The following is a 23,583-nucleotide window of genomic DNA, read 5'->3' as shown; positions in this document are numbered from 1 at the left end:
TCCGTTTGTTTTTCTTCGGCTCAGGCCGCGCGCATCAATAGATATGGCGCGTTGGCGGCGATCAGCGGTTTGGGCTTGTATGCCCTGAGCGAAAGCCGGCAACCGGCGCTCGCCATCGCCATCGCGGGCGTTGCCGCCTGCACAAACCCGTCATGGACGATGCGCAGATGCGTACCGCCTGAAACGGTGCGGGCGAGCGTGAAGGTGACGATGCTGTCCAGCCCGTTGGCATCGCCGGTCTGCGACCGCTCGCGCCAGGAATAGCGCAACAAGCGCCCGGGTTCGGCATCGAGCACTTCGCACTCGATCGGCGCGTCCGGCCCGGCAAAGGCAAAGCGGCTGCCGGTTTCCGGCTTGATGTCGTTTGGCATCATCCACGCCGCCAAAAGCTCCGGCACGGTCAGCGCCCGCCACACCTTTTCCGGTGCGTCCGGCAGGTCGCATTCGAAGGCGAGTGTATCCTTGGCGGCCGGAGCCTGCTTTTCATCGGTCATTGGTCCATGTCCTTCAAAACGGCCTTTAGTCTTTCGATGCGTTCCGGCCAGAATGCGCGGTAGCGTTCGATCCAGCCGAGCAGCGGCTCGAGCCCTTGCGGATCGGCGCGGTAGTACGCGTTGCGGCCGGACCGCCTTTCGCTGACCAGGCCGGCGCTGCGCAGCACGGCGAGGTGTTGCGACACCGCCGGCTGCGACACGCTCATGCCGGTGCGCAGTTCCGACACGCTCATCTCGCCTCCGGCCAGCCGCTCGTAGACGGCGCGGCGCGTCGGGTCGGCCAGGGCGCGAAAAATCTCTGCTTCGATCATGACAAAAGCATAAGTCGATACTTATTGATTTGGCAAGCGGTCTTTTATGGCGCCGCCGTAAGCCAGCGCCTCACCGGCTCGGCGGCCCCTTCGAAAGTCGCCTCGAAGATCGGCGACGCCAGCACGGCCTGGATGTGAAGCGTTTCGGTGCCAACGTTTCTAAACCCATGTTTTCGTTGGGCAGGAATGAGAAGCGATTGTCCGGCAATCAGTGTCAGACGTCCTTCGTCGATCCACATTTCAGCGATCCCGGCGATGACGGTCAGCACTTCCTCGACTGGGTGTTGGTGTGTCGGAGCCCCGACCCCGGGCTGAACCCATTGTTCGAACAGGCAAAGCTGGCTCGCTCCGTTGCCGGCGGAAACTTGCATGCGGGTTTCCACGCCCGCTCGCCATTGCTCTCGCGGCTGGTCCAGATGCGCAATGGCTTTCATTCGCTCCGCCTTTCGATCCCGGCATAGTCGCAATTTCAGACGCACACCCTACCTCTTGCTGACATTCTTGACAGCCGGGGCAGACAAGAATAGAACAAAAAAAGAACAAAAACCTTGTGGGAAAAGCCAGCCGCGGCAAGCGAGGATCGCATGCAGGCTGTAAGGTGAGCGACTTAAAATTTGTTTCGGATGAGCGCGGAGAAGTGTCATGGCGGGTAGCGTCAACAAGGTCATTCTGGTCGGAAACCTCGGCGCGGACCCTGAAATCCGCCGCCTGAATTCCGGTGACCCGGTCGTCAACATCCGCATCGCCACGTCGGAAAGCTGGCGCGACAAGAATTCCGGCGAACGCAAGGAAAAGACCGAGTGGCACAACGTCGTCATTTTCAATGACCAGATCGCCAAGGTCGCCGAGCAATATCTGAAGAAGGGCATGAAGGTTTACGTCGAAGGCCAGCTGCAGACACGCAAATGGCAGGACCAGACCGGCGCCGACAAATACACGACGGAAGTCGTGCTGCAGAAATTCCGCGGCGAGCTGCAGATGCTCGATTCACGCGGCGAGGGCGGCGGCCAGGTCGGCAACTATGCCGGTGGCGGCGGTGCGAGCCGTGGCTCGGATTTCGGCCAGTCGAGCCCCAATGAAAGCTTCAACCGTGGCGGTGGCGGCGGTTCCAAGGGCGGTGGTGGCGGCGGTTCGTCGCGCGAACTGGACGACGAAATCCCGTTCTGAGCAGCGAGCGATTGCCACCTAGGGAGAGGGCGCAATGTCGCTCGGACCGCTTCTATCGGCGCCCCCTCCCATTCCATGGCACGCCTTCGCGGCCCTTGCCGCGCTGGCCATGGGCGGCGCCCAGCTGGCGCTGCCGAAAGGCACGACGCGCCACCGTGTGATGGGCTATGCCTGGGCGGCGCTGATGCTGGTCATCGCCATTTCCAGTTTCTGGATCCAGCAGATACGCCTCATCGGCCCGTTCAGCCCGATCCATATCTTGTCGATCATAGTGTTGATCACCGTTCCGCTTGCGGTCTGGCACGCGCATAGGCATCGCGTAGCCAAACATCGCAGGGTCATGATTTCGCTGTATGTTTTTGCGCTGATCGGCGCCGGCGTGTTCACACTGCTGCCCGGCCGCATCATGCATGCGGTCGTGTTCGGCTAGGGATGTCTTTCCAGGAGGATGATTGCCGTGAAAGCACGGATCAAATGGGTCGAAGAGCGCACCTTCGTCGGCGAATCCGGCAGCGGCCACAAACTCGTGCTGGGAACCGCCTCCGGTCCGGAAGGCAAGACGCCAGGCCCGAGCCCGATGGAGCTGGTGCTGATCGGCACCGGCGGCTGCTCGGCCTATGACGTCGTCCACATCCTCGAAAAAGGCCGCGAGGCGATCGAGGATTGCACCGTCGAACTCGACGCCGACCGGGCCGAAACCGACCCAAAAGTCTTCACCCGCATCCATATGCATTTCATCGTCACGGGCCGCGCCCTGTCGCACGACAAGGTCCAGCGTGCGATCAACCTCTCGATCGAAAAATACTGCTCAGCCTCCGCCATGCTGGCCAAGACCGCTGTGATCACCCACGGTTTCGAGGTTGTTGATACGGCTGGGCAGTAGGGCAGTAGGGCAGTAGGGCAGTAGGGCAGTAGGGCAGTAGGGCAGTAGGCGCTGTCGTTCACCCCGCCATCAGCGCCTTGATGCCATCGGCCACGAACTGCACCGCAAGCGCTGCCAGAATGACGCCGAGCAGGCGGGTCAGGATCGAGCGGCCGGTCTGGCCGAGGATGCGGTCGATGCGTTCCGACAGCACGAACACCAGATAGGTGATGGCCAGGCAGACGAAGATGATGCCGACCAGCGCAGCCTGTGCGGTAAAACCCTGGAACGAGCCGGACAAAAGCACGGTTGCCGAAATCGCGCCGGGGCCGGCGATAAGCGGGATCGCCAGCGGGAAGGCGGCGATGTTGTGGATCATGTCCTTGGTGATGGCGACATCGCCGATCTTCTCCTTGCGGTCCTGGCGGCGCTCGAACACCATTTCGAAGGCGATGAAGAACAGCAGGAACCCGCCGGCGACGCGGAAGGCCGGCAGCGTGATGCCGAACACCGACAGGATCGAGGCGCCGGCCACCGCAAACAGCGCCATCACCAGGAAGCCGATGATCGAGGCGCGCACCGAAACCTGCTGGCGCTCCTCGCGGTTCATGCCGCGTGTCACCGCCAGGAAGAGCGGCGCGAGACCGGGCGGGTCGATAGTCACCAGGATGGTGACGAAGGCGTTGAACAGGCTGTCGAAACTCGGCATCGCTGACCCCCTCCCGCCGGGCCGAGCCCCGCACCACCCTATTGGTAGAGCAAAGCCCGGCCGGTGGGAACCGTCTGAGATGGCGATACCGGAGACGCCGGCGGTGTTAGCCGGCAGTGCTGCAATAGGCCTCCAGGCGATAGCCGTCGGGATCGATGACGAAGGCGGCGTAATGTCGCCGTAGTCGGCACGCAGGCCCGGCGCGCCGTTGTCGCTGCCGCCTGCACGCAAGGCGCCGGCGTGAAAGGCGTCGACGCTCGCCCTCGTCGGTGCGGCAAAGCAGAAATGCAGGCCGGATTTTTCGTCAGCTGGCACCGGCCGCGCCGCGTCGTTCACCCAAAATGCTGCCGCCTGCGCGCCATAGCCCAGCGAGCCCGGCGACTGGCTGAGGCAGGAATAGCCGAGCGGCTTCAGCGCGGCATCATAGAAAGGCTTTGACACGGCGGTGTCACGGACACCGATCGAAACGTGGTCAAGCATGGTTTTCTCCATGTTGCAGGTGTTGCGCCATCAGCCCTGGGCGACGCGGCGCGCCAGGAACTCGACTTCGAGGCGCCATGTCGCCCCATTGTCGTGCGAACGCTCGCCCAGCCAGCGGAAGCTGTCCTTGGTGATCCGCGAAAAGCTCCAGCGGACCGAGGAACCAGTGCCGTCGGCGCCGACCTGCACAATCGTGTCGCCTTCGGCGCGACCAAGCTGGCGGCTGTAATATTGGTTACGCGGATCGCTCCAAAAGATGTGCCAGGCATCCGCGCCGGGATCATAGGCCCGCAGCGTGGTGCCATAGAATGTCCATTTGCCGAGCGAGGGCGAGGGGCCGGCGTCGCGCGCGGGCAGAATCCACACATCCTGGATCGCCTTGCCTTCCAGGACCCAGCCGAAATGCACCTCGCCGCGCCCGGTCAAGACGGTGCCGTCCTCAAGGTGGCGCGTGGCATCGAATGTCCAGGCGCCGACAAAGCGACCGTAGAGATCCAGCTTTTCAGCCAGGTCAGGGTTGGGGCCGTCGCTGTGGAGGGCTTCTGTGAATGGATCGGTCATACTGCTGCCTTCGTGGTGTCAGGAGGCTGCAAGCGATAGGCCGGGGCGGGGTGTTGCGCTTGGGAAAAATTGCTATCTTTCAAGCTATGACGACGAGCGAGCAGAAACTGGCTTCGGGGCCGGACTGGTATGTGTCCGACGTGGTGTGCACCGCAGGCGCCGGCGATCGCCCGTTCGAGGAAGAGCACCGCAGTGTCTGCGTTGCCGCAGTCACCAGCGGCAGCTTCCGCTACCGCACCAGCCAGGGCACCGCCATGCTGGCGCCAGGTGCCGTCCTGCTCGGCAATGTCGGTGCCTGCTATGAATGCGGGCATGAGCATGGCGCCGGCGACCGCTGCCTGTCCTTCCATTTCGCTCCCGCCTATCTCGACCGGATTGCCAACGACGTGCCGGGCGCAGGCAAGCTGGCGTTTGGAGTGCCGCATCTGCCGCCCTTGCCGGCCCTTGCCTCGCTTCTGGCCGAGGCCGAAGCGGCACGCGAGACGGCCGACATCGATGCCTTCGAGGAGCTTGGCCTGCGCCTTGCCGGCGCGGCTCTTGCCGTCGGCGCAGCCCTTGCTGTCGCCGGCGAGGCCGCGCCTGCCGCTCGCCCACCGAGCCGGCGCGACCAGAAACGGGTTGCCGAGGCGGTGCGGCAGATCGAGCTCAATGCCGACCGGCCGGTCTCGCTTTCCGAGCTTGCCGGCTCGACGGCGACCAGCCCCTATCACTTCCTGCGCACCTTCCGGCAGGTCGCCGGCATGACGCCTTACCAGTTTCTGCTCAGAACCCGGCTGCACCGTGCGGCGGTACGGCTGCGCATGTCGGATGAGCCGATCTCGGCAATTGCCTTCGAGGCCTGCTTCAACGATCTGTCGACCTTCAATCGCCGTTTCCGGCGCGTCATGGGCGAGACGCCGGGAGACTATCGCGCGCGCCGGTCATGCAGCGCCTCGCCGTCACCGTCGGCGTTCGCAGCCTTCTGACCTCAGTCCGAGGTCGACCCGCACCAGCCCGGCAGATAGTTCGCGTCCTTGCCCTTCGGACCAAGCACCACTGGCACCATATGGCGGCCGAGGAAAACGCCTGTCTTCTCAGGGCTTTGTGCCCGGATCATCCGGCGCTTCAGCTCCACCTCGCGCATGCCGCCGGTGATCTGCGTGGGCCGCAGCTCCTCCACGGCGACAGGCTTCAGCAAGGGTTCCCGCTAGGTGGTCATAGCGCGTTGTCCTGTTGTCCTACAAGTTTCTTGTCCGGCGATAGCGCCTTGATGGCGGCGTCGACGCTGTGGAAGATTCTGTGCGGGCCGACGAGGTCGGCAATGCCGAAACGCGCCAGTGCCGCCTGGGCGCGCAACGATTCCAGCCGTGCGATGGCAAAGACAGCACCGGCCTTGCGGCAGTGGTCGACGGTTTCGATCAGCGCCTGTGCGGCGGTATAGTCGATCTCGGCGATGTTGCTGGCCTCCAGCACGACTAGTTTCACACTGTCGCTCCGGGCGTCGATCAGCTCGCAGACACCGCGCTTGAAGCTGTCGGCATTGACGAAGGACAGTGGCGCCTGGAAAGCCGCGACCAGCACGCCGGGGAGTTGCTCGCCGGCCGACGGCGTGCTCGGCGGCCACCACACCGAGGTGCCGGGCACCTGTTCCAACTCGATCGCCTGCGTCCGTGTCGCGCTCCACAGTCCATGCAGCAGCGACAGGCCGATGCCGACCGCGACGCCGGTCTCGATCGGCAGCACGACAATGGCCGTCATGGTGACCAGGATCAGCAGGAATTCGACCGGCGCCTGCCGGTAGACACTGGTAAACACCTTCCAGCGCAAAATATGCTGGGCAACGAACATCAGAACGCCGGCAAGGGCGGCCTCCGGGACATCGGCAAGCAGGCCACCGCCAAACGCGCCAAGCGCGAGCACGATTGCCGCGGCAATCAGGCCTGAAAACTGCGAACGCCCGCCCGACTGGGCGACGATTGCGGTGCGCGGCGGGCTGGCATTGACCGCGAAGGCGCCGAACAGGCCGGACAGGATGCTGCCGGCGCCGACACCGACAAAGTCGCGGTTGATGTCGTCGCCAGCAAAGGAGCGGCTGGTGGCCGCCGTCTGCACCATGACCACGATGGCGATCAGCAGGGCCAGCGGTAACACCGCCTGCGCATCGCTCAGGCTGACCGTCGGCAGGCCGGCCTGCGGCAGGCCGTTGGGCAAGGCACCGAGCACCTCGACGCCGCGCGCCTTCAGGCCGAAGATCGCAACCGCCAGCGTGGCCAGCACCATGCCGATCAAGGCGCCGGGGATGCGGGCGCTGATGCGCTCGGCGGTGAATACAATGGCAAACACGCCAAGGCCGAGCGCCAAGCTCCACGGGTTGATGAGGTGGAGATTGGCGGCGATCTCACCGACGCGGCGCAGCGTTTCGCCGCTTTCGGGCGGCAGCCCGAGCAATCCGGGCAGTTGCGAAACGATGATATGGACCGCGATGCCGGCCAGAAAACCGGTGGTGACTGGGACAGACAGAAGATCGGCGATCCAGCCGAGCCGGAAGATGCCGCTCAAACCCACCAGTAGCCCGACCATCAGCGCCAGCATCGCCGCCAGCGCCAGGTAATGGGCCGAGCCGGCAACGGCGATGAGGGCGAGGCCGCCGGTAAACAGCGGTGTGATGGTCGAATCCGCCCCGGACGACAGATGGCGATTGGCGCCGAACAGGGCAAAGGCCACCGATCCCGCGACAAAGGCGAAGAAGCCGATCTCGGGCGCAAAGCCGCCAAGCCGCGCCGTCGCCATCTGTTCGGGAATGGCGATTGCCGCCAGCGTCAGCCCGGCGGCCAGATCGCCATTGAGATCCCCGGGCCGCCAACCGCTCAGCGCTCGCAAAGGCAGCCACCGGGTCCAGTTCATCGTGCTTATGGCTCCCGGCCGGGGAAAACGGTCCATCGCAGGCTTTTGCCTGGCGGCGGCGAAACACGCTTTTGCCAAATCGTCGCAATCAGCGGTATCCATTTGAAATTACCACCGAAATTGTCTTTGGAAAAGTGCCGGGATCATTGGAGTTTCGAGCGGGCTTCCTATATAAGCGGTCAGTGATTCCTGATTAGATTGTGATCCAATTTGACCGACCAAAAGACACCGCGCGGCGCCGACGGCGGCCCCACCGGCATCGAGCCGATCTCCATCATCGAGGAGATGCAGAGCTCCTACCTCTCTTACGCCATGAGCGTGATCGTCAGCCGTGCGCTGCCGGACGTTCGCGACGGCCTGAAGCCGGTGCATCGCCGCATTCTCTATGCGGCGCATGAGAGCGGCTATCACTGGAACCGCAAATATGTGAAATCGGCCCGCCCGGTCGCCGACGTGATGGGTAAATACCATCCGCATGGCGACGCCTCGATCTATGACGCCTTGGTGCGCATGGCGCAGGACTGGTCACTGCGGGTGCCGCTGATCGACGGGCAAGGCAATTTCGGCTCCATCGACGGCGATCCGCCGGCGGCCATGCGCTACACCGAGTCGCGCCTGACCAAGGTCGCGCATGAGCTGCTCGAGGACATCGACAAGGAAACCGTCGATTTCCAGGAAACCTACGACGCGTCCGACACCGAGCCGAAGGTATTGCCGGCTCGCTTCCCCAACCTCCTGGTCAATGGTTCCGGCGGCATTGCCGTCGGCATGGCCACCAACATTCCGCCGCACAATCTGGCCGAAGTCTGCAACGGCGCCATCGCCATCATCGACAATCCGGCGATCGACCTGCCGGCGCTGATGGAGATCATTCCGGGTCCCGATTTCCCGACCGGCGGCATCGTGCTTGGCCGTTCCGGCATTTACAGCGCCTATGCGACCGGCCGCGGCTCCATCGTCATGCGCGGCAAGGTCAATGTCGAACAGCGCGGCAACGACCGTGAATCGATCATCATCACCGAGGTTCCCTACCAGGTGAACAAGGCCTCGATGATCGAGAAAATGGCCGAGCTGGTGCGCGACAAGCGCATCGAAGGCATTTCCGACATCCGCGACGAGAGCGACCGCCAGGGCTACCGCGTCGTCATCGAGCTGAAGCGCGACGCCGTCGCCGACGTTATTCTCAACCAGCTTTACCGCTTCACGCCGCTGCAGACGTCCTTCGGCGCCAATATGGTAGCGCTGAACGGCGGCAAGCCGGAAGTGATGACGCTGACCGACATGCTGAAGGCATTTGTCGGCTTCCGCGAAGAGGTGATCAGCCGGCGAACGAAGTTCCTGCTGCGCAAGGCGCGCGACCGCGCCCATGTGCTGGTCGGTCTCGCCATCGCCGTCGCCAACATCGACGAAGTGATCAAGCTGATCCGCACCGCGCCCGATCCGCAGACGGCGCGCGAGCAGTTGATGGAGCGCCGCTGGCCTTCCGGCGACGTCGAGTCGCTGATCCTTTTGATCGACGATCCGCGCCATCGCATCAACGAGGACGGCACCTACAATCTGTCCGAGGAACAGGCGCGCGCCATCCTCGAACTGCGCCTGCAGCGCCTGACCGCGCTCGGCCGCGACGAGATCGCCGACGAGTTGAACACGATCGGCGCCGAAATCGTTGATTACCTTGATATCTTGTCGTCCCGCGCGCGCATCCAGCAGATCGTCAAGGACGAACTCGCCGCCGTGCGCGACGAGTTCGGCACGCCGCGCCGCACCGAGCTCACCGACGGCGGCGCCGACATGGAAGACGAGGACCTGATCCAGCGCGAGGACATGGTCGTCACCGTTACCCATGAAGGCTATATAAAGCGGGTGCCTCTGTCTCTGTACCGCGCACAAGGCCGAGGCGGTAAAGGCCGCTCCGGCATGTCGACCAAGGACGAGGATTTCGTCACCCGGCTATTCGTCGCAAACACGCACACACCGGTGTTGTTCTTCTCATCACGCGGCATTGTCTACAAGGAAAAGGTCTGGCGCTTGCCGATCGGCAATCCGCAATCGCGCGGCAAATTCCTGCGCAACATGCTTCCACTAGAGGATGGCGAGCGCATCACCACCATCATGCCGCTGCCCGAGGACGAGAACAGCTGGGGTGATCTCGACGTGGTGTTAGCCACTACCCGCGGCACGGCGCGACGCAACAAGCTGTCCGACTTTGCTGACGTGAAGCGCAACGGCAAGATTGCGATGAAGTTCGACGAGGATGGCGATTCCATTCTGGGTGTCGAAATCTGCACCCACAGCGATGACATCCTTTTGACCGCCGACAACGGTCAATGCATTCGCTTCTCCGTCGAGGATTTGCGTGTCTTCCAGAGCAGAAACTCGACCGGTGTGCGTGGCATTAGCCTTGCCGATCAGGATCGCGCGATATCGACAGCAGTGCTGCAGCATGTGGACGCAACGCCAGGCGAACGCGCCGCTTTCCTCAAGCGTTCCTCGGCTGAGCGCAAGGCGATACCGGGAGATCCAGCGGAACCCACGACCGAAGACGGCGGCTCCGCGCTCGTGAATGAGGATATAGGCGAAGAGACCACGTTGATCGAGAGTCGTTACGAAGAGTTGAAGTCTAAAGAGCAGTTGGTCCTCACTGTCAGTGAGTTTGGTTTCGGCAAGCTCTCTTCGTCCTACGAGTTCCGTACTGCCAATCGTGGCGGTAAAGGTATCCGCGCGACTGATACTTCGGCCTACGCAAGGGAAAAGATCGGCCGCTTGGTCGCCTGTTTCCCTGTTACGCTCGACGATCAAATAATGCTCGTGACAGACGGGGGACAGGTCATCCGCGTGCCAGTCTCGGACATTTCTCGCAAAGGCCGCACGTCTATGGGCGTCACCATCTTAAACACGGCCGAAGGCGAGAAGGTGGTTTCGGTCGAGCGAATCTCCGAGCCGCAGTCGGACGAGGACGCCGAAGAAAACGGCGAGGGCGCTGCAGAGGCCGGCCCGGATGCCGGAGATGTCGCTCCGGACAATGCCGAATAAGGGCGCCAAATAAGCTCTGGACACAGCGACGCCGGCCCGATGGGCCGGCGCATCAAGACTTAGCCGATGAAATCGTTAGTGACGGTGGGGCCAGCGAGCGCCAAAGCCTTCGAAGCGCTTGGTCCGGACACGGACACGCTCTGCTTCCTGATGCAGCCCGAATGCGGTAGCAATCAGCATGGCGACGGTCATTGCGGTGGCGAGCATGTAGATCAGCATTTGCGTGTTCTCCTGCGCCTTATAACGGTTAGATGGGGTTTTGGTTTCATCTTCTGAAGTGCAAACTAGTGAACGCTGCGTGAAGTCTTCGTGATCAAGGCATTCATCTGTCGTTCATGTCTGCGAAAAGGTTCACGCAGATGTTCCCAATCGCATTTGCCTTCCGTCCAATGCCCCGCTAGAAGCCTGCCATGACCGAACGCACCGCCCTTTACGCCGGCTCCTTCGACCCGCTGACCAACGGACACCTCGACGTCCTGAAGGCATCGCTGGCCGTTGCCGACACGGTTTATGCGGCGATCGGCACCCATCCGGGCAAGACGCCGCTGTTTTCCTTCGAGGAACGGGTGAAGCTGATCGAGGCGGCAACCAAGGCCGAATTCGGCCGCGACGGCGGCCGCATCAAGGTTGTCGCGTTCGACGGGCTGGTCATCGACGCGGCCCGCAAGCACGGCGCCTCGATCATGATCCGCGGCCTGCGCGACGGCACCGATCTCGACTACGAAATGCAGATGGCCGGCATGAACGAGACCATGGCGCCGGAGCTGCAGACGGTTTTTCTGCCCGCCAGCCCTTCGGTGCGCACGATTACTGCCACACTTGTGCGCCAGATAGCTTCGATGGGCGGCGACATCCGTCCCTTCGTGCCGGCCGCGGTTGCCGGCGCGCTCACCGCAAAATTCAAGAAATAATCCCCCGGAGATCCCTATGCAGCTGAAGAAGCTCGCCTCGTTCCTCGTCGTGCTTGCTGGTCTTGTCACAGCATCTGTCTCGGCCTATGCCGCCGATCCGGAAAACACCATGGTCATCACCTTGAAGGATGGCGACGTCACCATCGCGCTGCGGCCCGACCTGGCGCCCAAGCATGTCGCCCAGATCAAGAAGCTGGTGCGCGAAGGCGCCTATGACAATGTCGCCTTCCACCGCGTTATCGATGGCTTCATGGCGCAGACCGGCGACGTCAAGTTCGGCAATATGAAGAAGGGGTTCAGCCCCGAGGCCGTCGGCACCGGCGGCTCCGATCTGCCTGATCTGCCGGCAGAATTCTCGCAGAGCGAACATTACAAGCGTGGCACGCTCGGCATGGCCCGCTCGCAGGATCCGAACTCCGCCAATTCGCAGTTCTTCATCATGTTCGCGCCAGCGCCGAACCTCGACGGCCAGTACACTATCGTCGGCAATGTCGTCAGCGGCATGGAATTGGTTGATCACATCAAGAAGGGCGACGAGGCCGACAATGGAACGGTCAGCAACCCCGACCGCATGATCAAAGTGCGCATCGCCGCAGACAAGTAGTCTATCAAATCAATCTGTTTTTCTGAGATAAAGGATATCCGACATGGCTGAGATCAAGGACCGCGAAAACGCGCTCATCATGGAAACGACCAAGGGCAAGGTCGTCATCGAACTGTTCCCCGATCTGGCCCCCGGCCATGTCGCCCGCATCAAGGAACTGGCGCGCGAAGGCGCCTACGACGGCGTGGTCTTCCACCGCGTCATCGAAGGCTTCATGGCGCAGACCGGCGACGTCAAGTTCGGCAATTCGAGCAAGCCCTCGTTTGCCCCCTCCCGCGCCGGCATGGGTGGCTCGGAAAAGCCCGATCTGAAGGCTGAATTTTCCAACGCCAACCACGGTCGCGGCACCTGCTCGATGGCTCGTTCGCAGAACCCGAACTCGGCCAATTCGCAGTTCTTCATCTGCTTCGACGATGCCGCCTTCCTCAACCGCCAATACACGGTCTGGGGCCAGGTCATCGAAGGCATGGACAATGTCGACAAGATCAAGCGCGGCGAGCCGGTGGTCGATCCCGACAAGATCGTGTCGCTGAAAGTCGCGGCCGACGTCAAGTAAAGGCGAACGACAATGATGGGCGTGGTCTGGTCGCTGCTCGGCATCCTGTCCGGCGCCTTCATCGCCATTCAGGCGCCGATCAATTCGCAACTTGCGCGCGGCCTGGGGCTCCCGGTCGCGGCGGCGGCGTTTTCCTTCCTGTCCGGCGCGATCGTGCTCGGCATCATCTCCTTCGCCGTGGTGAAGTTGAACGATGTCTCGCTCGACTGGAAGGCGCCGGCACCGTGGCTGTTCGTCGCCGGCGGCATGCTCGGCGGTTTCTATGTCACGCTGTCGACCATTTTGACGCCGCGCATCGGTGCGGCCGCCCTGATGGCGTTCCTGGTTGCTGGCCAGCTCTTGGCCGGCATGCTGATCGACCGCGTCGGCTTCCTCGGCGTGGCGGTGCGCGAGATCTCACTCGGCCGCGTCGCCGGCGCTGTGCTGCTCTTGGCCGGAGCGCTGCTCGTCCGGCTTTACTGATGCGCGTCGACCTCTTCGACTTCGACCTGCCGGAGGAGCGCATCGCGCTTCGCCCGACCGAGCCGCGCGACAGCGCCAGGATGCTGGTGGTCTGGCCGGGCGAGGGCCTTTCGGACCGCTCAGTGCGCGACCTGCCGTCCCTGCTCAAAGCCGGCGACGTGCTGGTCTTCAACGACACCAAGGTCATTCCGGCGCAGCTGAGAGGCATCAGGCGGCGCGGCGAAGCGCAGGCGCAGGTCGAGGCGACGCTGCACATGCGCATGGCGCCGGACCGCTGGCTGGCCTTCATGCGGCCGGGCAAGCGCATCGCCGCCGGCGACCGCATCCATTTCGGCCATGACAGCAATTCCTGCTTCCTCGGCCAGCTCGACGCCACGGTGATCGAGAAGGGCGAGGCTGGTGAGGCGCTGCTCGGCTTCGACCTGTCCGGCCCGTTTCTCGACGAGGCGCTGCGCGCCGTCGGCCACATCCCGCTGCCGCCCTACATCGCCTCCAAGCGTGACGACGACGCGCGCGACTTGACGGACTATCAGACCATCTATGCCAGGGAGGAGGGCGCGGTTGCCGCGCCAACCGCCGGCCTGCATTTCACGCCGGAGCTATTTGCCGCGCTAGACGCCAAAGGCATCGAACGCCGCTTCGTCACGCTTCATGTCGGCGCCGGCACCTTCCTGCCGGTCAAGGCCGACGACACCGCCGACCACAAGATGCATGCAGAGACCGGTTCAGTCAGCGAGGCGACCGCAGCGGCGCTCAATGCCGCGAAGGCGAGGGGCGGGCGCATCATCGCCGTCGGCACGACCTCGCTGCGCCTGCTGGAGAGCGCGGCAAAGCCCGACGGTACGCTCGCCGCATGGTCAGGCCCGACCGACATTTTCATCACGCCCGGCTATCGGTTCAAGACTGCCGACCTGCTGATGACGAATTTCCATCTGCCGCGCTCGACGCTGTTCATGCTGGTTTCGGCCTTCAGTGGCCTCGACACGATGCGGGCCGCCTATGCGCATGCCATCGACACCAGCTACAGATTCTACTCCTACGGAGACGCAAGCCTGCTTTATCGAGCGGAGATGAGCGATGGACGATGATCTGCAAGCCTTCGACCGAGAAAGCCTGATTGCCGAAGTGAAGAAATTGCGTGCCGGCATCCGCGCGCACCGCGACACGACGGGCCATGATCTGTGCTGGCATCATCCCGATCTGTGGGATCTGTTGCCGGAAAAGACCGAGCCTTCGATCGCCGTGCCGCCGTGGCCAAAATTCATGCGCGGCTGCATCCAGTATCGCCAGTCGCTCGACAGGCAGGCGCCAGACGCACCTGTCCATGACAAGGAATTCAATGGCTGAGACGTTCACTTTCAAAGTCCTCGCCACCGACGGCAAGGCACGGCGCGGTGTCATCGACATGCCGCGTGGCGAAATTCGCACGCCGGCCTTTATGCCAGTCGGCACCGGCGGCACGGTCAAGGCCATGTATATGGACCAGGTGCGCGGCGTCGGCGCCGACATCATCCTGGGCAACACCTACCATCTGATGCTGCGGCCTGGCGCCGAGCGCGTGGCGCGGCTCGGCGGCCTGCATGAGTTCGCCCGCTGGCCGCAGCCGATCCTGACCGACAGCGGCGGCTTTCAGGTGATGTCGCTGTCGAAGCTTAGGAAACTGACCGAAAAGGGCGTCACCTTCCGCTCCCATATTGACGGCGCGCCTTACGAGATGTCGCCGGAGCGTTCGATCGAGATCCAGGGGCTGCTCGATTCCGATATCCAGATGCAGCTCGACGAATGCACCGCGCTACCGGCCGATCTGAAGGAGATCGAGCGCGCCATGGAGCTGTCGCTGCGCTGGGCGGAGCGCTGCAAGACGGCGTTCGGCGACCAGCCGGGCAAGGCGATGTTCGGCATCGTCCAGGGCGGCGATAATGCAGCACTCAGGGTGCGCTCGGCGCAGGCGCTGAGCGCCATGGATCTGAAGGGCTACGCCGTCGGCGGACTGGCCGTCGGCGAGCCGCAAGCGGTGATGCTCGATATGCTCGACATCACCTGTCCGGAACTGCCTGACAACAAGCCTAGATATCTCATGGGCGTCGGCACGCCGGACGACATCGTGAAATCGGTGGCGCGCGGTATCGACATGTTCGATTGCGTGATGCCGACCCGCGCCGGCCGCCACGGCCTGGCCTACACAAGGCGCGGCAAGGTCAATCTGAGGAACGCCCGCCACGCCGACGATCCGCGCCCGCTCGACGAGGAGAGCGACTGCCCGGCGGCCCGCGATTATTCGCGCGCCTACCTGCATCATCTCGTGCGCTCGCAGGAGGCGCTGGGGGCGATGCTGCTGACCTGGAACAACCTGTCCTACTATCAGAAGCTGATGCAGGACATTCGCGGCGCGATCGAGGCCGGCGCCTTCGAGGCGCGCACGGCGGAGATTTCCGAGGGCTGGGCGAGGGGCGATATCCCTACCCTTTGAACAAATCAACGCCACCTGACGATGATTGACGGATCCATTGTCCGGGCGCAGATTCCGGTTGGGGTCAGGCCATGACTGTCACATATGAACTTGGCGGCAAGACCGCGATCGTGACTGGCGGCGCACGAGGCATCGGCAAGGCCATTGCGGCGCAGTTATTGAACTCCGGGGCCGAAGTCTGGATATGGGATGCTGATCCGACACCTGTGGACGGCGCGCATTGCCAGACGGTCGATGTGACAAAGGCTCACCAGATCAAAGACGCCCTGGCTGAGGTCGTCGCAGACAATAGCCGGATTGACATTCTAATCAACAATGCAGGCTATTTAGGCGACTATCGTGGGTTCGAGGCATTCGAGCCGATCGAGTGGCAACGCATCATCGGTGTCAACCTGATCGGCGTTTTCGAGGTTACGCATCAGGTTCTGCCGATCATGCGCAAGGCTGGTAGGGGCCGGATCATCAATATGGGGTCCCTGGCAGGCAAGGAAGGGTTGCCGAATCTGGCCGCCTATTCAGCGGCAAGTGCAGGCGTCATTGCCTTTACGAAAGCCTTGTCGCGGGAGACCTGCGATACCGACATTCGGGTGAATTGCGTGGCACCGGGGCCGATCGATACCGAGTTGATCAGGCGCCTTGGAAACGATGTCGTAGACGACATGATAAATGCCAGCCCGCTCAGGCGCCTTGGCTCGGTCGATGAAGTGGCGGCACTGGTGCTTTGGCTTTGTTCCGACGCCAGCGCATTCAACACCGGAGCCGTGTTCGACATGTCGGGCGGCAGGGCACGCTACTGAGGCTTTGTGCGTCAGGTGCTCAGTGAATTCGATGCCCGAAGGCTGCAGCCGGTGATCTGGAAACTGCCGTCGGGCTGCTGCTGCAGCGTATAGACCGCCTCGTAGTCCTTGCCGTCGGGACCGACGATCAGCACCTGCTGGATGATCGAGCCTGGGCCGGTCTGCTCGACCTTGCCGAAGGAATAGCTTTGTGGCTGACGCACCGGCGCGTAGCCGTTGGTCACCATGTTCATGAAGGCGTCGACGGTCGGGAAAATCTGCTTCACGTTTGGAGCAGCGTAGCTGTAGGCCTTCGCGCCATCGTTTGCGATGAGCGCCTTCAGCTGACCATCGATGACGGCCTGGCCGGCCTTGATTTCGGCATCGCCGGCAAGGGCTGCCGAGATGAACAGGGTAGACGCGAACAGCAATGAAACGACTGCGAATGCGATACGGCGCATGGCCTGTCTCCATTGTCTCCTGACAATCGCTGTCTGAAGACACATCATACCATACGCTTGGCGCTGCCTCACGGTTTCAGCAACCGCAGTAATTCGCCACGCAAGTGCCGCAAGATCATGCTTAAGCATCCTTTAAGGCGGGGCGCGCATCGTAGGGGACGGGTGGGACCCGTTCGCGCAACCAGGGACGAACCATGTCTAAGCAGCCGATCGACCGGCGCCTTTTGCTGAAGGGCGCGGCTAGCTTTGCAGTTCTGGCTCCCTTGCCCGCTTGGGCAGCCACCGGGCCGACCGTCACCGAAATCGCCTTCGATCCGGCCATTCCAGCGCTCGGCAATCCGGATGGCGACGTCACCATCGCCGAATTCGTCGACTATCAGTGCCCGATCTGCAAGCTCGTCTTCGTCGAACTGAAGAAACTGATGGCACAGGACAGCGGCATCCGCCTGGTGATGAAGGACTGGCCGATCTTCGGCGACGTCTCGCGCGACGCGGCGCGCGTGGCGCTTTTGACCGGCGAACACTATGCCGCAGCGGTCGATGCGCTGATGACCAACCAGCGCGGCCTCTCGGAACGCCGCACCAACGATATCCTGGCTTCGGTCGGGGTCGATGTGGCGATGGTGCGTGCCGATCTTGCCATCCGTGAACCCGACATCGACGCTGCCCTTTTGCGCACCGGTACGCAGGCAACCGCCTTTAAACTGCGTGGCACCCCCGCTTTGGTCATCGGTGGCAGCCTCTACCGGCGCGGCATGCCGGTGTCCGAACTTAGACAAGCCGTTGCCAAGGCGCGTTCGGCCTGATGCTTGAAAGCCAGGCGGCAGTCTGCGAGAAGGGCCGCCATGGGCGCAAGATGCGCGTTTCAACGTGGCAGGACCGGCAATGAAGACGTTTTTCGTGCAGATAAAGTGCGACCTGGGCAAGTCCTATGAGGTCGCCAGCGCGCTCGCCGACGCCGAGATCGCCTCGGAAATCTACTCGACCGCCGGCAATTATGACCTGCTCGCCAAATTCTATGTCGACGACGAGGAAGATGTCGGCCACTTCGTCAGCGAGAAGGTGCAGCATCTTCCCGGAATCAAGGACACCTTCACGGTCGTCACTTTCCGCGCTTTCTAAAGCAATTCCAGGAAAAGTGTGAAGCGGTTTTCCCGGGAAGCGCGTAGCGCTTTCCCTTGGGAATTGCGTTGAAACAAAGGATAGAGCGGTTCACCGTTTCCGTGAAACGATGAGCTGCTCTAGCGCCGCATCAGGGCACTTGCCCGGCGACGAGGCAAAGCCTGATTACGCCCCTGTTTCGACTGCCCTAATTTTGGGCAGTCGTAACATACTGATCGCCGATGTCCTCCAAATCACCGATTGCGCTTGATTTTCTCCTGCGACGCCAGTGAAATGGCGTCACAGGGGAGTATGCGATTGGCAGCGTTCGATGAAATGCTTCCGGAAGTTTCCGGATTGAGAAAACCATATACGGCTTACGACCGCTGGCTGAAGGAGCAGGACCCGGCCAGGCTTACCGAGAAGATGCAGGACGCCGAGCGCGTCTTCCGCAAGACCGGCATCACCTTCGCCGTCTATGGCGAGCAGGAAGCTTCCGAGCGGCTGATCCCCTTCGATATCGTTCCGCGCATCATCTCCGGCAATGAATGGCGGCGCCTCACGCAAGGCATCGAGCAGCGCGTGCAGGCGCTGAACGCTTTCCTCGATGACATCTACCATCGCCAGGAGATCCTGCGCGCCGGCCGTGTGCCGAGGGAGCTGATCGCCAGGAACGAGGCCTTCCTGCCGGAAATGATCGGCGTGCGGCCGCCGGCCGGCGTCTACACCCACATTATCGGCGTCGATATTGTCCGCATCTCTGAGAACGAGTTCTACGTGCTGGAGGACAATGCTCGCACGCCGTCGGGCGTCTCCTACATGCTGGAGAACCGCGAGACGATGATGCAGCTCTTCCCCGAGCTGTTCCAGCAGATCAAGGTGCGACCGGTCGAGAACTATCCGCAGCTCCTTCGCCAGTCGCTGGCAGCGGTCCGGCCGCAAAGCACCAAGGGCGCGCCGACCATCGCCGTGCTGACGCCGGGCAGCTTCAACTCCGCCTATTTCGAGCACGCCTTCCTTGCCGACCAGATGGGCGTGCAGCTGGTCGAAGGCCAGGATCTGCGCGTCGTCGACGGCCATGTCGCCATGCGCACCACCGAGGGCTACAAGCAGATCGACGTGCTCTACCGGCGTGTCGACGATTCGTTCCTCGACCCGCTCACCTTCCGGCCGGACTCGGCCCTTGGCGTGCCCGGCATCATGGATGTCTATCGCGCCGGCAACATCACCATCGCCAATGCGCCGGGAACCGGCATCGCCGACGACAAGGCGATCTATTCCTACATGCCCGAGATCGTCGAGTTCTACACCGGCCGCAAGGCGATCCTCGGCAACATCCCGACCTGGCGCTGCTCGGAACCCGACAGCCTGAAGTATGTGCTCGAACACATCCACGAGCTGGTCATCAAGGAAGTGCACGGTTCCGGCGGCTACGGCATGCTGGTCGGACCGGCGGCGACCAAGAAGGAATGCCAGGACTTCGCCAAGAAGCTGCAGGCCAAACCGTCCAACTACATCGCCCAGCCGACGCTGGCGCTCTCGACCTGTCCGATCCTGACCGAAAAAGGCCTGTCGCCGCGCCACGTCGACTTGCGCCCCTACGTGCTGGTTTCGGACCGCATCCAGATCGTGCCCGGCGGATTGACGCGGGTGGCGCTGAAGGAGGGTTCGCTGGTCGTCAACTCCTCGCAAGGCGGCGGCACCAAAGACACCTGGGTGCTCGATGACTGATTTTCACCTGAAGGATTTTTGATGCTTTTAGGCCGCACCGCCAACGGGCTCTACTGGATGAACCGCTATATCGAGCGGGCGGAAAACATGGCACGCCTGGTCGATGCAGGCCTGCGCATGGCGCTGACCCGTACCCAGAGCGCCTCGGAAGAGTGGAATTCGGTGCTGCTCAGCGCCGGCTCGGACGTGACCTTCACACAGAAATACCAGGACTACACCGCCGCCAACGTTGCCGACTTCCTGCTGCGCGACACGTCGAACCCGTCGAGCACGATGTCGGCGATCGAGACCGCCCGCAACAATGCCCGCATGGTGCGTACCGCGCTGACGCGCGAAACCTGGGAGAGCATCAACGAGGCCTGGATGGCGCTGAAGCGCATGCTGGCCAAACCCATCGACGAGCGCGACCTGCCCAGCGTGCTCGACGCCATCAAGCGCGAGACGGCGCTGATCCGCGGTTCGTTCTACGGCACCATGCTGCGCAACGAGATCTTCGATTTCTCGCAGCTCGGCACCTATGTCGAGCGCGCCGACAACACGGCACGCATCCTCGACGTGAAATACTATGTGCTGTTGCCGTCGATCTCCTGGGTCGGTTCGAGCCTCGACAATTATCAGTGGGAATCGATCCTGCGGTCGGTCTCGGCGCATCGCTCCTATCGCTGGGTCTACGAGGCCGACTACAAGCCGACCAACATCGCCGACTATCTGATCCTCAATGTCCGCATGCCGCGCTCGCTGACCTTCTGCTATCGTTTCCTGGCCGAGCACCTGAAATTCCTCGGCGACGATTATGGCGAACGCCATGCCTGCCACGCCACTGTCGACAGGACACAAGCAATGCTGCGGGCAGGGTCGATCAAGGACATATTCGATGCCGGCCTGCACGAATTCCTGGCCAGGTTCATCCAGGACAACACCAAGCTCGGCGACGAGATCGCACAAGATTACCGGTTCAACTGATATGCGGCTCAAGATCACCCACCGGACCGAGTACCGCTACGATGCGCCAGTGCATTATCTGCTGCAGCGGCTGCGGCTTTTGCCGGTCAGCGGCCCGACGCAGACCGTGCTTTCCTGGGCGCTGAAGATCGAGGGTGCGCGCGAGGAAGTGCGTTTCAGCGACCATTTCGGCAACGATAACAGGCTGTTGAGCGTCGAGGGCGAGCGCGACTTCATCACCGTCGAGGCCTCCGGCGAGGTTGTCACGCGCGACACCGCAGGCGTCTCGGGTCCGCATCACGGCTTTGCGCCGCTCTGGCTGTTCAGCCAGGAGACCGCTTTGACCATCCCCGGCGACGGCATTCGCGAGCTTGCCGCAGCGCTCGGCAAAGGCACCGACATCGAAAGGCTGCATGGGCTGATGGCGCTGATCGTCGAGCGCGTCGCCTATACGCCGGGCACCACCAGCGTGACGACGCCGGCGGAAGAGGCGTTGGCGCTGAAGACCGGCGTCTGCCAGGATCACAGCCATATCTTTGTCGCCGCCGCCCGCGCCATGGGCTTTCCGGCCCGTTATGTCAGCGGCTATCTGATGATGGATGCGGCCATCGAGCAGGCGGCGAGCCATGCCTGGGCCGAAGCCCATGTCCAGGGTCTCGGCTGGGTCGCCTTCGACGCCGCTAATGGCATTTCTCCCGATGAGCGCTATGTCAGGGTGGCCACCGGCCGCGATTATCGCGACGCCTCGCCCGTGTCGGGAATTCGACTGGGACAGGCGGAGGAACAGCTTGCGGTCACCGTCACGGTAGAGCAGTAGTTCTCGGCAAGATTGCTGCCTGAAGAGATTCCATGACTTATTGCGTCGGCCTCAAGATCGATCGTGGGCTCGTGTTCATGTCGGACACGCGCACCAATGCCGGCATGGATTCGATCTCGACCTTCAAGAAGATGCATGTCTGGGAAGAGCCGGGCGAGCGCGTCATCGTGCTGATGTCGGCCGGCAATCTGGCCACGACGCAGGCTGTCATCAGCCTGCTCGACGAGCGCAACAAGGCGATCGGCGAACGCCATGCGACGCTGCTCGAAACCCCGTCCATGTACCAGACGGTGCGGCTGGTCGGCGACACCGTCAAGGAAGTCATCGCCCAGTCGTCACCGGCCGGCGAAAAGGCGGATTCCTATTTCAACGCCTCCTTCATCCTCGGCGGCCAGATCAAGGGCAGCGCGCCGCGCCTGTTCATGATCTACCCCGAGGGCAATTTCATCGAATCGACCGACGACACGCCGTTCTTCCAGATCGGCGAGACCAAATACGGCAAGCCGATCATCATCCGCGCCTATGAAAGGACGATGAGCCTGGCCGAGACAGTGAAGCTGCTTCTGGTCTCCTTCGATTCGACGCTGAAGTCGAACCTGTCCGTCGGCCTGCCGCTCGACCTGCTGTTCCTCGAGAAGGATGCGTTCAAGGTCGGGCTGAAGAAGCGGATAGGCCAGGACGACCAGTATTATCGTACCATCTCGGACGGCTGGTCGAACGCGCTGAAAACGGCCTTTGCCAGCCTGCCCGATTTCCCGGGTTAGATTGCCTTGCTGGCGCTGTTGCGTGGCGCTTGCCGCGGCGATCGACGCTGCTTGGCCCAAGTCTGGAGACCAGAATGAACAGTGATGATTTCCGGCAATGGTCGAGGCGCGCCGCTGATTGGGGAGTCGAATACCGCTCCTCGCTGCGCGAAAGGCCGGTGCGGCCGCTGGTCGAACCCGGCGACATCTTTCGCAGCATCGAGGCGTCGCCACCGGAAGCGGCTGAGCCGATGGAGCGGATTTTCGCCGATTTCGAAGAGAAGATCGTGCCGGGCATGACGCATTGGCAGCATCCGCGTTTCTTCGCTTATTTTCCGGCCAATGCCGCGCCGGTCTCGGTGGTGGCCGAATATCTTGTCTCGGCAATGGCCGCGCAATGCATGCTGTGGCAGACCTCGCCGGCCGCGACCGAACTCGAGACACGCATTGTCGACTGGATGCGCCAGGCGCTCGGCCTGCCCGAAGGATTTTCCGGCGTCATCCAGGATTCGGCCTCGTCGGCGACGCTGGCCGCCGTGCTGACCATGCGCGAGCGCGCGCTCGATTGGCAGGGCAACAAGCAGGGCCTGGCCGGGCAGAGGCGGCCGCGCATCTATTCCTCCGATCAGGTCCACACCTCGATCGACCGCGCGATCTGGGTGTCGGGCATCGGCGAGGACAATCTGGTCCGCATTCCGGTCACCGGGCGCTTTCGCGCCATGGATACGGTTGCACTCGAGGCGGCGATCGCCGCCGACCGTGAGGCCGGCATGCTGCCCGCCGGCATCATCGCCAGCGTGGGCGGCACCAGCACCGGCGGCACCGACGATGTCGCCGCCGTCGCCGCGGTGGCCAGGCGCCACGGGCTCTATCTGCATGTCGATGCCGCCTGGGCCGGATCGGCAATGATCTGCCCGGAATTCCGCCATTTCTGGGCCGGCGCAGAGCTCGCCGATTCCATTGTCTTCAACCCGCATAAGTGGCTTGGCGCGCAATTTGACTGCTCGATGCAGTTCATCCGCCAGCCCGAGGATCTGGTCCGGACTTTGGCGATCAAGCCCGAATTCCTGAAGACGCACGGCCGCGACGGCATCATCAATTATTCCGAATGGTCGGTGCCGCTCGGCAGGCGTTTTCGGGCGCTGAAATTGTGGTTCCTGCTGCGCGCGCACGGCTTGGAGGCGCTGCGCAGCATGATCCGCAACCACGTCGCCTGGAGCGAAGGGCTTGCGGCGCGGCTCAAGGGCGAGCCGGATTTCGAGATCGTCACCGAGCCAATGCTGTCGCTGTTTTCATTCCGTCACAAGGCCACCGGCGATGCCGATGACCACAATCTGCGCCTGGTCAATGCCATCAACGACGACGGCCGCCTTTATCTGACGCAGACGCGGGTCGATGGACGCGTCGCCATTCGTTTCCAGGTCGGACAGTTCGAGACGACTGCAGAAGACGTCGATACCGCCTTCACCGTCATTTGCGACTGCGCAAGATCCCTGAGGGACTGACAGA

The 23,583-nt window shown here is 62.7% G+C and carries 28 protein-coding genes and 2 pseudogenes; 20 read left to right on the top strand and 10 right to left on the bottom strand.

What is annotated here, in order from left to right:
* Positions 1 to 20 precede the first annotated feature (20 nt).
* The 3 genes from AC1D1L_RS07700 to AC1D1L_RS07690 are packed head-to-tail and all read right to left on the bottom strand — an operon-like array spanning position 21 to position 1,239.
* Complete coding sequence (locus tag AC1D1L_RS07700; RefSeq protein WP_477340210.1) at positions 21 to 494, bottom strand: SRPBCC family protein; 474 nt, start codon at positions 492 to 494, stop codon at positions 21 to 23.
* Positions 491 to 805 (bottom strand): ArsR/SmtB family transcription factor, encoded by a 315-nt coding sequence (locus AC1D1L_RS07695; protein WP_477340208.1) that lies wholly within the window; start codon positions 803 to 805, stop codon positions 491 to 493. The genes AC1D1L_RS07700 and AC1D1L_RS07695 overlap by 4 nt, the downstream gene beginning before the upstream one ends.
* A 44-nt stretch (positions 806 to 849) precedes the next feature.
* Positions 850 to 1,239, bottom strand: coding sequence for a cupin domain-containing protein (locus AC1D1L_RS07690; RefSeq protein ID WP_477340206.1), 390 nt, complete (start codon positions 1,237 to 1,239; stop codon positions 850 to 852).
* A 208-nt stretch (positions 1,240 to 1,447) separates the two neighbouring features.
* Between AC1D1L_RS07690 and ssb the strand changes: the two genes are divergently transcribed.
* From ssb to AC1D1L_RS07675, 3 genes are read left to right on the top strand one after another with little or no spacing between them, the layout of a single operon-like run.
* A complete protein-coding gene (ssb, locus tag AC1D1L_RS07685; protein ID WP_112561535.1) occupies positions 1,448 to 1,972 on the top strand; it encodes a single-stranded DNA-binding protein in 525 nt (174 codons plus the stop codon).
* Between the two features lie 34 nt (positions 1,973 to 2,006).
* Positions 2,007 to 2,402, top strand: a complete 396-nt coding sequence (locus tag AC1D1L_RS07680; RefSeq protein ID WP_477340204.1) for a DUF2306 domain-containing protein — start codon at positions 2,007 to 2,009, stop codon at positions 2,400 to 2,402.
* Between the two features lie 27 nt (positions 2,403 to 2,429).
* A complete protein-coding gene (locus AC1D1L_RS07675) occupies positions 2,430 to 2,855 on the top strand; it encodes an OsmC family protein (RefSeq protein WP_477340202.1) in 426 nt (141 codons plus the stop codon).
* Positions 2,856 to 2,913: 58 nt separating this feature from the next.
* Here AC1D1L_RS07675 and AC1D1L_RS07670 read toward each other — a convergent pair whose 3' ends face one another.
* The 3 genes and pseudogenes from AC1D1L_RS07670 to AC1D1L_RS07660 all read right to left on the bottom strand — a co-directional run bounded on the left by AC1D1L_RS07670 (position 2,914) and on the right by AC1D1L_RS07660 (position 4,584).
* Positions 2,914 to 3,543, bottom strand: coding sequence for a MarC family protein (locus AC1D1L_RS07670; RefSeq protein WP_023822237.1), 630 nt, complete (start codon positions 3,541 to 3,543; stop codon positions 2,914 to 2,916).
* A 106-nt stretch (positions 3,544 to 3,649) separates the two neighbouring features.
* Positions 3,650 to 4,023, bottom strand: a pseudogene (locus AC1D1L_RS07665) (VOC family protein).
* A 30-nt stretch (positions 4,024 to 4,053) separates the two neighbouring features.
* Entirely contained in the window at positions 4,054 to 4,584 is a 531-nt protein-coding gene (locus tag AC1D1L_RS07660; protein WP_477340200.1) for a hypothetical protein, read from the bottom strand.
* 86 nt (positions 4,585 to 4,670) lie between these two features.
* Between AC1D1L_RS07660 and AC1D1L_RS07655 the strand changes: the two genes are divergently transcribed.
* The gene (locus AC1D1L_RS07655; protein ID WP_477340199.1) at positions 4,671 to 5,549 is read left to right on the top strand and encodes a helix-turn-helix transcriptional regulator; all 879 of its coding nucleotides are present in this window, start codon (positions 4,671 to 4,673) and stop codon (positions 5,547 to 5,549) included.
* A 47-nt stretch (positions 5,550 to 5,596) separates the two neighbouring features.
* Here the strand turns inward: AC1D1L_RS07655 and AC1D1L_RS07650 are convergent.
* Together AC1D1L_RS07650 and AC1D1L_RS07645 are read right to left on the bottom strand one after the other, a co-directional pair.
* Positions 5,597 to 5,761, bottom strand: a pseudogene (locus AC1D1L_RS07650) (ParB-like protein); the annotation flags it as partial.
* Between the two features lie 17 nt (positions 5,762 to 5,778).
* Positions 5,779 to 7,467 (bottom strand): SulP family inorganic anion transporter, encoded by a 1,689-nt coding sequence (locus AC1D1L_RS07645; protein ID WP_477340197.1) that lies wholly within the window; start codon positions 7,465 to 7,467, stop codon positions 5,779 to 5,781.
* Positions 7,468 to 7,677: 210 nt separating this feature from the next.
* Between AC1D1L_RS07645 and gyrA the strand changes: the two genes are divergently transcribed.
* Positions 7,678 to 10,500, top strand: coding sequence for a DNA gyrase subunit A (gene gyrA, locus AC1D1L_RS07640; RefSeq protein ID WP_477340195.1), 2,823 nt, complete (start codon positions 7,678 to 7,680; stop codon positions 10,498 to 10,500).
* Positions 10,501 to 10,575: 75 nt separating this feature from the next.
* Here the strand turns inward: gyrA and AC1D1L_RS07635 are convergent, their stop codons facing one another.
* Positions 10,576 to 10,719: a hypothetical protein gene (locus tag AC1D1L_RS07635; protein ID WP_181057120.1), complete on the bottom strand. Its 144-nt coding sequence runs from the start codon at positions 10,717 to 10,719 to the stop codon at positions 10,576 to 10,578.
* A gap of 191 nt (positions 10,720 to 10,910) precedes the next feature.
* On the opposite strand from AC1D1L_RS07635, the gene coaD reads away from it, so the two are divergent.
* The 8 genes from coaD (at position 10,911) to AC1D1L_RS07595 (ending at position 16,300) form a co-directional block, all read left to right on the top strand.
* A complete protein-coding gene (gene coaD, locus AC1D1L_RS07630; RefSeq protein WP_112561542.1) occupies positions 10,911 to 11,411 on the top strand; it encodes a pantetheine-phosphate adenylyltransferase in 501 nt (166 codons plus the stop codon).
* Between the two features lie 109 nt (positions 11,412 to 11,520).
* Positions 11,521 to 12,015, top strand: coding sequence for a peptidylprolyl isomerase (locus AC1D1L_RS07625; protein ID WP_477340746.1), 495 nt, complete (start codon positions 11,521 to 11,523; stop codon positions 12,013 to 12,015).
* Positions 12,016 to 12,058: 43 nt separating this feature from the next.
* Positions 12,059 to 12,571, top strand: a complete 513-nt coding sequence (locus AC1D1L_RS07620) for a peptidylprolyl isomerase (RefSeq protein ID WP_192253758.1) — start codon at positions 12,059 to 12,061, stop codon at positions 12,569 to 12,571.
* A 12-nt stretch (positions 12,572 to 12,583) separates the two neighbouring features.
* Positions 12,584 to 13,033 carry a DMT family transporter gene (locus tag AC1D1L_RS07615; protein WP_477340193.1) on the top strand — a complete coding sequence of 150 codons (450 nt, stop codon included), beginning with the start codon at positions 12,584 to 12,586 and terminating at the stop codon, positions 13,031 to 13,033.
* Positions 13,033 to 14,121, top strand: a complete 1,089-nt coding sequence (gene queA, locus AC1D1L_RS07610) for a tRNA preQ1(34) S-adenosylmethionine ribosyltransferase-isomerase QueA (RefSeq protein WP_477340191.1) — start codon at positions 13,033 to 13,035, stop codon at positions 14,119 to 14,121. Before AC1D1L_RS07615 ends, queA begins: the two co-directional genes overlap by 1 nt.
* Complete coding sequence (locus tag AC1D1L_RS07605; protein WP_192253764.1) at positions 14,111 to 14,380, top strand: hypothetical protein; 270 nt, start codon at positions 14,111 to 14,113, stop codon at positions 14,378 to 14,380. The genes queA and AC1D1L_RS07605 overlap by 11 nt, the downstream gene beginning before the upstream one ends.
* Positions 14,373 to 15,503 carry a tRNA guanosine(34) transglycosylase Tgt gene (gene tgt / locus AC1D1L_RS07600; RefSeq protein ID WP_477340188.1) on the top strand — a complete coding sequence of 377 codons (1,131 nt, stop codon included), beginning with the start codon at positions 14,373 to 14,375 and terminating at the stop codon, positions 15,501 to 15,503. The genes AC1D1L_RS07605 and tgt overlap by 8 nt, the downstream gene beginning before the upstream one ends.
* A gap of 71 nt (positions 15,504 to 15,574) precedes the next feature.
* Entirely contained in the window at positions 15,575 to 16,300 is a 726-nt protein-coding gene (locus AC1D1L_RS07595) for an SDR family NAD(P)-dependent oxidoreductase (protein WP_477340186.1), read from the top strand.
* Between the two features lie 11 nt (positions 16,301 to 16,311).
* Here the strand turns inward: AC1D1L_RS07595 and AC1D1L_RS07590 are convergent, their stop codons facing one another.
* On the bottom strand, positions 16,312 to 16,740 hold the full coding sequence (locus AC1D1L_RS07590) for a DUF4864 domain-containing protein (RefSeq protein WP_477340184.1): 429 nt from the start codon (positions 16,738 to 16,740) through the stop codon (positions 16,312 to 16,314).
* 194 nt (positions 16,741 to 16,934) lie between these two features.
* Between AC1D1L_RS07590 and AC1D1L_RS07585 the strand changes: the two genes are divergently transcribed.
* The 7 genes from AC1D1L_RS07585 to AC1D1L_RS07555 all read left to right on the top strand — a co-directional run bounded on the left by AC1D1L_RS07585 (position 16,935) and on the right by AC1D1L_RS07555 (position 23,579).
* Positions 16,935 to 17,546, top strand: a complete 612-nt coding sequence (locus AC1D1L_RS07585) for a DsbA family protein (protein ID WP_477340182.1) — start codon at positions 16,935 to 16,937, stop codon at positions 17,544 to 17,546.
* A gap of 79 nt (positions 17,547 to 17,625) precedes the next feature.
* Entirely contained in the window at positions 17,626 to 17,862 is a 237-nt protein-coding gene (locus tag AC1D1L_RS07580; RefSeq protein WP_477340180.1) for an Lrp/AsnC family transcriptional regulator, read from the top strand.
* Between the two features lie 297 nt (positions 17,863 to 18,159).
* Positions 18,160 to 19,572 (top strand): circularly permuted type 2 ATP-grasp protein, encoded by a 1,413-nt coding sequence (locus AC1D1L_RS07575; protein WP_162712104.1) that lies wholly within the window; start codon positions 18,160 to 18,162, stop codon positions 19,570 to 19,572.
* 21 nt (positions 19,573 to 19,593) lie between these two features.
* Entirely contained in the window at positions 19,594 to 20,535 is a 942-nt protein-coding gene (locus AC1D1L_RS07570) for an alpha-E domain-containing protein (protein ID WP_352586879.1), read from the top strand.
* Position 20,536: 1 nt separating this feature from the next.
* Entirely contained in the window at positions 20,537 to 21,331 is a 795-nt protein-coding gene (locus tag AC1D1L_RS07565; protein WP_477340178.1) for a transglutaminase family protein, read from the top strand.
* Positions 21,332 to 21,363: 32 nt separating this feature from the next.
* The gene (locus AC1D1L_RS07560; RefSeq protein ID WP_436259815.1) at positions 21,364 to 22,095 is read left to right on the top strand and encodes a proteasome-type protease; all 732 of its coding nucleotides are present in this window, start codon (positions 21,364 to 21,366) and stop codon (positions 22,093 to 22,095) included.
* Positions 22,096 to 22,169: 74 nt separating this feature from the next.
* Positions 22,170 to 23,579 (top strand): pyridoxal phosphate-dependent decarboxylase family protein, encoded by a 1,410-nt coding sequence (locus AC1D1L_RS07555; protein WP_477340176.1) that lies wholly within the window; start codon positions 22,170 to 22,172, stop codon positions 23,577 to 23,579.
* Positions 23,580 to 23,583 lie beyond the last annotated feature (4 nt).

Source organism: Mesorhizobium sp. P2_D6, from assembly GCF_056404315.1.
Note: the sequence above shows the minus strand (reverse complement) of the source record. Positions and strands in the feature narration are given on the sequence as shown.